The 5,296-nt window shown below is 44.6% G+C and carries 5 protein-coding genes; all 5 read left to right on the top strand.

Annotated elements, in window-relative coordinates; genetic code table 11:
• A partial coding sequence (locus Q0688_RS08685; RefSeq protein WP_299074960.1) for a haloalkane dehalogenase occupies positions 1-753 on the top strand: 753 nt, incomplete at its 5' end.
• Between the two features lie 62 nt (positions 754-815).
• Positions 816-2,450, top strand: coding sequence for a sulfatase-like hydrolase/transferase (locus Q0688_RS08680; protein WP_299074959.1), 1,635 nt, complete (start codon positions 816-818; stop codon positions 2,448-2,450).
• 19 nt (positions 2,451-2,469) lie between these two features.
• On the top strand, positions 2,470-3,357 hold the full coding sequence (locus Q0688_RS08675) for a bile acid:sodium symporter family protein (protein WP_299074958.1): 888 nt from the start codon (positions 2,470-2,472) through the stop codon (positions 3,355-3,357).
• Positions 3,358-3,387: 30 nt separating this feature from the next.
• Entirely contained in the window at positions 3,388-3,633 is a 246-nt protein-coding gene (locus tag Q0688_RS08670; protein WP_299074957.1) for a DUF1145 domain-containing protein, read from the top strand.
• An 11-nt stretch (positions 3,634-3,644) separates the two neighbouring features.
• Positions 3,645-5,296, top strand: a 1,652-nt coding sequence (locus Q0688_RS08665; protein ID WP_299074956.1) for an arylsulfatase, incomplete at its 3' end; no start/stop codon positions are given.

Below are 5,296 nucleotides of genomic sequence, written 5' to 3'. Positions count from 1 at the left end.
TTATTGATGCACGGTAATCCCAGTTGGAGCTTTATTTACCGCTATATCATCAAAGGCTTAATACCTACAGGCAGACGCATTATTGCCGTGGATTTAGTGGGTTGTGGCCGTTCAGATAAACCTGCAAAACGTCAATATTATAGTCTTGCTCGCCACCAAGAATGGTTGAGTAAATGGTTGTTAGCCAATGAATTACAAGACATCACTTTAGTTTGTCAGGATTGGGGAGGCACCTTAGGGCTTAAACTCGTGGCGGATTTTCCCGAACGATTTGAGCGAGTATTAGCTTCTAATACAGGCGTGCCAATAGGCGATGGTAGCAATACCTTTTTACGCTGGTGGTTAAGACTTATGAAAATTGCCCCAAGTTTTCCTTGGAAAATCGCCTTTAAACCAAATTTTGCCTCTAAGCAGCTAAGTACTCGGGAGTTCCAAGCTTATCTTGCGCCTTTTCCATCACGCAAGTATCAGACTGGAATTTGCAAATTTCCGCAACTGATCACTGTTTTTGCCGATCACCCTGAACTTGCAAACAACAAAAAGGTATGGGAAAAACTAGGGCAGTTTAGCAAACCCTTTTTAACAGTATTTGGTGATAAAGATCCTGTGACGGCAGGTGTAGCGAAAAAATTGCAACGGCATATACCGGGTTGTAAAGGGCAAGATCACCAAACATTAGAAGGCGTAGGGCATTTCTCTCCAGAAGAAGCGCCAGATGCTTTAATTAAACACATAACGGCTTTTTTGCAGTAACAGCAATCAGGCAACATAAGCGTTAACTTAAAACACAAGAACATAGGCAGGAGAGTGGTGTTATGTGGAAAAAAATCATCTTGGGGTTGGTTGTTTTTATTGCCCTTGCGGGATCCTTGTTGTGGATCAACCGCATTGATTTTCTGTTGTATCTAGCCGGCAATAAAAATAAAGAGCCGGTGGCCGTAAATCGCGAAATTGTTTGGCAACAAGGGCCCGCACAACCATCTGACAAGCCCAATGTAGTGCTTATTCTTACCGATGATATGGGCATTAACGATGTGTCTACTTTTGGCGCTGGCATGATAGACACGCCCAATATCGACAAATTAGCGGCAAAAGGGGCGCTATTTACCAACGGCTATTCAGGTCACGCCAACTGCGCCCCATCAAGAGCGGCACTGCTTACCGGCCGCGATGCAACCCGCACTGGTTTTGATATAACGCCTATACCTAATGGTTTTGGCCGAATGGTGGCAATGATTGAAAACGCAGATCTAAAGGGCCGCCCTGCTGGAGAATATTTTCCTGAAGTAGATGCCAGTAACCCCGATTATGAGGATCGCGGCTTAAATAGTTCAGAAATCACTATTCCAGAGCTAATGAAAGAGCAAGGCTATCACACTGTACATATTGGCAAGTGGCATCTAGGGCAAACCAACGGCATGGCGCCTAATGATCAAGGCTTTGATGAAAGCTTAATGATGAAGTCGGGATTATATTTGCCGGTCGATCATCCGGAAGCTGTGAATGGCCCAATTGAATTTTCTGGGCTCGACCGCTTTATATGGGCGAGCATGGATTACGCAGTAACCTGGAACGGTAGCCAACCTTTTGCGCCTAAAGGTTATCTGACTGACTATTTCACCGAGCAAGCCGAGCGCGCTATTGAAGCCAATGCCAATCGGCCGTTCTTTTTGTATTTAGCGCACTGGGGACCGCATAATCCGATTCAAGCTAAAAAATCTGATTATGAAGCTGTAGGTGATATTAAACCGCATCGCAAACGTGTTTATGCGGCTATGTTACGCTCACTCGACCGCTCAGTTGCAAAGGTGATGGCCAAACTCGAAGAGCAAGGTATTGCCGACAATACCATAGTGGTGTTATCGAGTGACAACGGCGGCGCCGATTATGTAGCCATCGATGATCTAAATAAACCCTACCGAGGCTGGAAAAACACCTTTTTTGAAGGGGGTATTCGGGTGCCGTTTTCCATTGCTTGGCCAAAACAAATCAAAGCCGGAACTGTGATAGATGAACCAGTGAATCACTTTGATTTAATGCCTACTATTGTCAATGCCAGCCAAGGGAAATTACCTACAGACAGAGAGCTGGACGGGGTGGATTTAGCACCATTGTGGCAAGGCTCAAATAAATTTGTCCGTAAAGATGATGCTATGTACTGGTTTACTGGTACTTACCGCGTAGTGCAGGCGGATGGTTGGAAATTACAACTCAATCCTAGTTCAGATCAAGTATTTTTGTTTGACTTAAACAGCGACCCAACCGAGCAAACTAATTTGGCGGCCACACAACCGCAAAAATTAGATAGCCTGATTAAGCTTATCGAGCAGCATTTTGAAAATGCAGTGCCTAGCGCCGGATACTCGGTTTTTTCAATGGCGATCACAATAGACAAACACCTAGGCGAAGAAATGCGCGAAGGTGATACCTACATTCGTTGGAATAACTAGTGCTGGAAGGATAACCATAATGGACTCACCATTAGTTGCACAATTACTCCAAATTGCCGTGCCCATCACTATGTTTACTCTTATGTTTGCCATGGGGTTAACCCTAACTACAGACGATTTTAAGCGCGTGGTGCGTTTTCCCAAAGCTGTGGTTTTGGGATTGTTAATTAACCTTGTTATTTTACCAGTTGTGGGATTAGGTTTAGCTGTCGGATTTGATTTACCTATTATGATCGCCGTGGGTTTAGTGGCGGTAGCGGCATGCCCAGGAGGCACCACATCCAATGTGATTGTGCACATGGGCAAAGGCGATACTGCGCTATCTATTACCCTTACGGCTATGGCCACCGCAGTGACTTTATTTACCTTGCCCCTATGGGTGAATTTCACCCTTGCAAAATATGGTAACAATGGCGCTTTAGTGGAAATGCCAGTAATAAAAACCGCCGCGCAATTGGCGTTATTTACTTTGTTACCCGTGATTTTGGGCATGCTGGCACGAGCCAAAAGACCTAACTGGGTAAAAAGCGAACCTGTGTTATCCAAAATCAGCTTTGTGGCTATGCTAGCGGCGTTTATTGGCGCGGGCATTGCCGACAGTGGTAATACTTTAAAGGATGCCAGTGTCATTATTATTCCGGCCATTTTACTGTTAGCGGCAGCCGTACTTATTGGCTTTTTACTTCCGAAAATCTTTGGAATTAACACCCGAGACAGCGCCACTATTGCGGTTGAAAGTTCGTTAAAAAATATCTTACTGTCGTTTTTTATCGCCACCAATGCCCTGCAAATAAACGAAGTGGCTTATGCCAGTGCCATAGTAGGTATTCTGATGATGCCTACGGCTATGGGCATTATGCTGGTTTACCGTATGCTACATAAATCCCCATCTGCGCCAGCAAGCTAAATGCTCATTATTTCAAGAGGTTAATAGACGATGAAAACCAATCAACTTAGGATCGCCAAATCTATCGTTGTACTTGTGTGGATCTTGGTGATTGTCGCTGTGGTAGCACCAACACAACTTCCTTTTGCGATGTTTTTTCAAGGTGTCGGGATTTTTCTAGTGGTGGCACATTGCATTGAACTAGTTGTTTTTAAACGATTTATTAAACAACCCTCTGATGTGTTGCACATCCTTTTATTCGGCATTTTGCACATAAAATCCCAAAAATTGGGTTGAGAAGCTAAACCATGACTTTGCTCAAATCAAACATTCTTACTGTTGCGTTTTTATTCACAATGCTGTGGTGTATTAATGCTTTTGCATCTCCCTCTCAAACTCAGCAAACACAAAACGGCCAGCAACCTAATATTCTAGTGGTGATGTTAGATGACGTGGGGTTTATGGGGCTAGGTGCTTACGGCAGTAACGCTGCCACACCCAATATTGACCAAATTGCCCAGCAGGGTGTGCAATTTAGCAGATATTACACCGCACCTATGTGTGGCCCAAGTCGCGCCATGTTAATGACAGGGCAAGATAGTCATCAGGTGGGCATGTCTACTTTAGTGGAATCCCTTACCCCAGAAATGCAGCAACATCCGAGTTACTCCATGGAATGGCAGAATGATCAACAAACCTTAGCGACTCGCTTAAAAGAAAACGGCTACCAAACTTTTGTGAGCGGTAAATGGGGCATAGGCCGAGTAGGAAAAAACCTACCGCACCGTTTTGGCTTCGATCGTTCCTTTGTGCTCGATGCCACAGGTGCCAGTAACTACCGAGAAACCCCGTACTTAGCCTTATACAAAGACGTTAAGTGGTTCGAAGATGGAGAGCGGGTGTCTTTGCCAGAAGATTTTTATTCGTCTCGGGATATAGTCGACAAAATGATTGGCTACATAGATGAAGCCGAACCAGACAAACCGTTTTTTAGTTATGTGTCTTTGCAAGCAATCCACATTCCGGTGCAAGTCCCCCTTGAATACATAGATAAATACAATGGTGTATTTGATCAAGGCTGGGACAAGATGCGTCAAGCACGTTTACAAAAAGCCATTGAATTAGGATTAGTTCCTGTATCGACAAGGTTAGAAGATGTGCCAGAACATCATCGAAAATGGGCTGAGCTAAGCTCTGATGAGCAAAAATATTGGGCCCGTTTGATGCAAGTGAATGCCGGTATGACCGAAGCCGCCGATCATCATATTGGCCGTTTATTGCAGCATCTAAAAACACTAGGCAAACTAGAAAACACTTTAGTGGTGGTGGCCTCTGACAACGGTGCTGAAAGTAACACTATTGGTCTGCTGCCGGTTAATCCGGTGCAAGATGTGCTAACAAAAATATGGATGGCATCCCTTGATTGGGATAATGATTTTGCCAATTTAGGACAAGAGGGAAGCCTTGCTAGCATTGGCCCAGAGTGGGCTTCGGTATCGGCAGCACCGTTTAATTTGTACAAATTTAACAGTTCAGAAGGCGGGCAAAGAGTGCCTTTGGTTATCTCGGGCCCCGGTATCAAAAATTTGGGAGTAGTATCCGGTCGCGCACATGTTAGCGATCTCGTCCCAACACTGCTTGAACATTCGGGCACGGTTTTTAAAGCAGAGGAATTTTATGGCCGCAGCCAAATGCCCTTGTTAACAGGACAAACCACAGATGTATGGGGCAAAGATAGTTTTGCCTTTGAAACCAGCGGTAATGCTTCGCTTTATCGAGATAATTGGAAAATCGCCTTAATCAAACAGCCCTTTGGTGATGAAGCTTGGCATTTATACGATGTAGTCAACGACCCCGGTGAAACCAAAGATTTGGCATCAAGCCATCCGCTGATTTTTCAAGACATGCTTAATGAGTATGAAAAGTACGCCAATGAGATGGGGATTATTGCCTTGCCTAA

This window comes from uncultured Paraglaciecola sp. (genome assembly GCF_937123705.1).
Classification (GTDB): Bacteria; Pseudomonadota; Gammaproteobacteria; order Enterobacterales; family Alteromonadaceae; genus Paraglaciecola.
The sequence above is the reverse complement of the archived record's forward strand: the minus strand, read 5'-3'. Positions and strand labels throughout refer to the sequence as shown.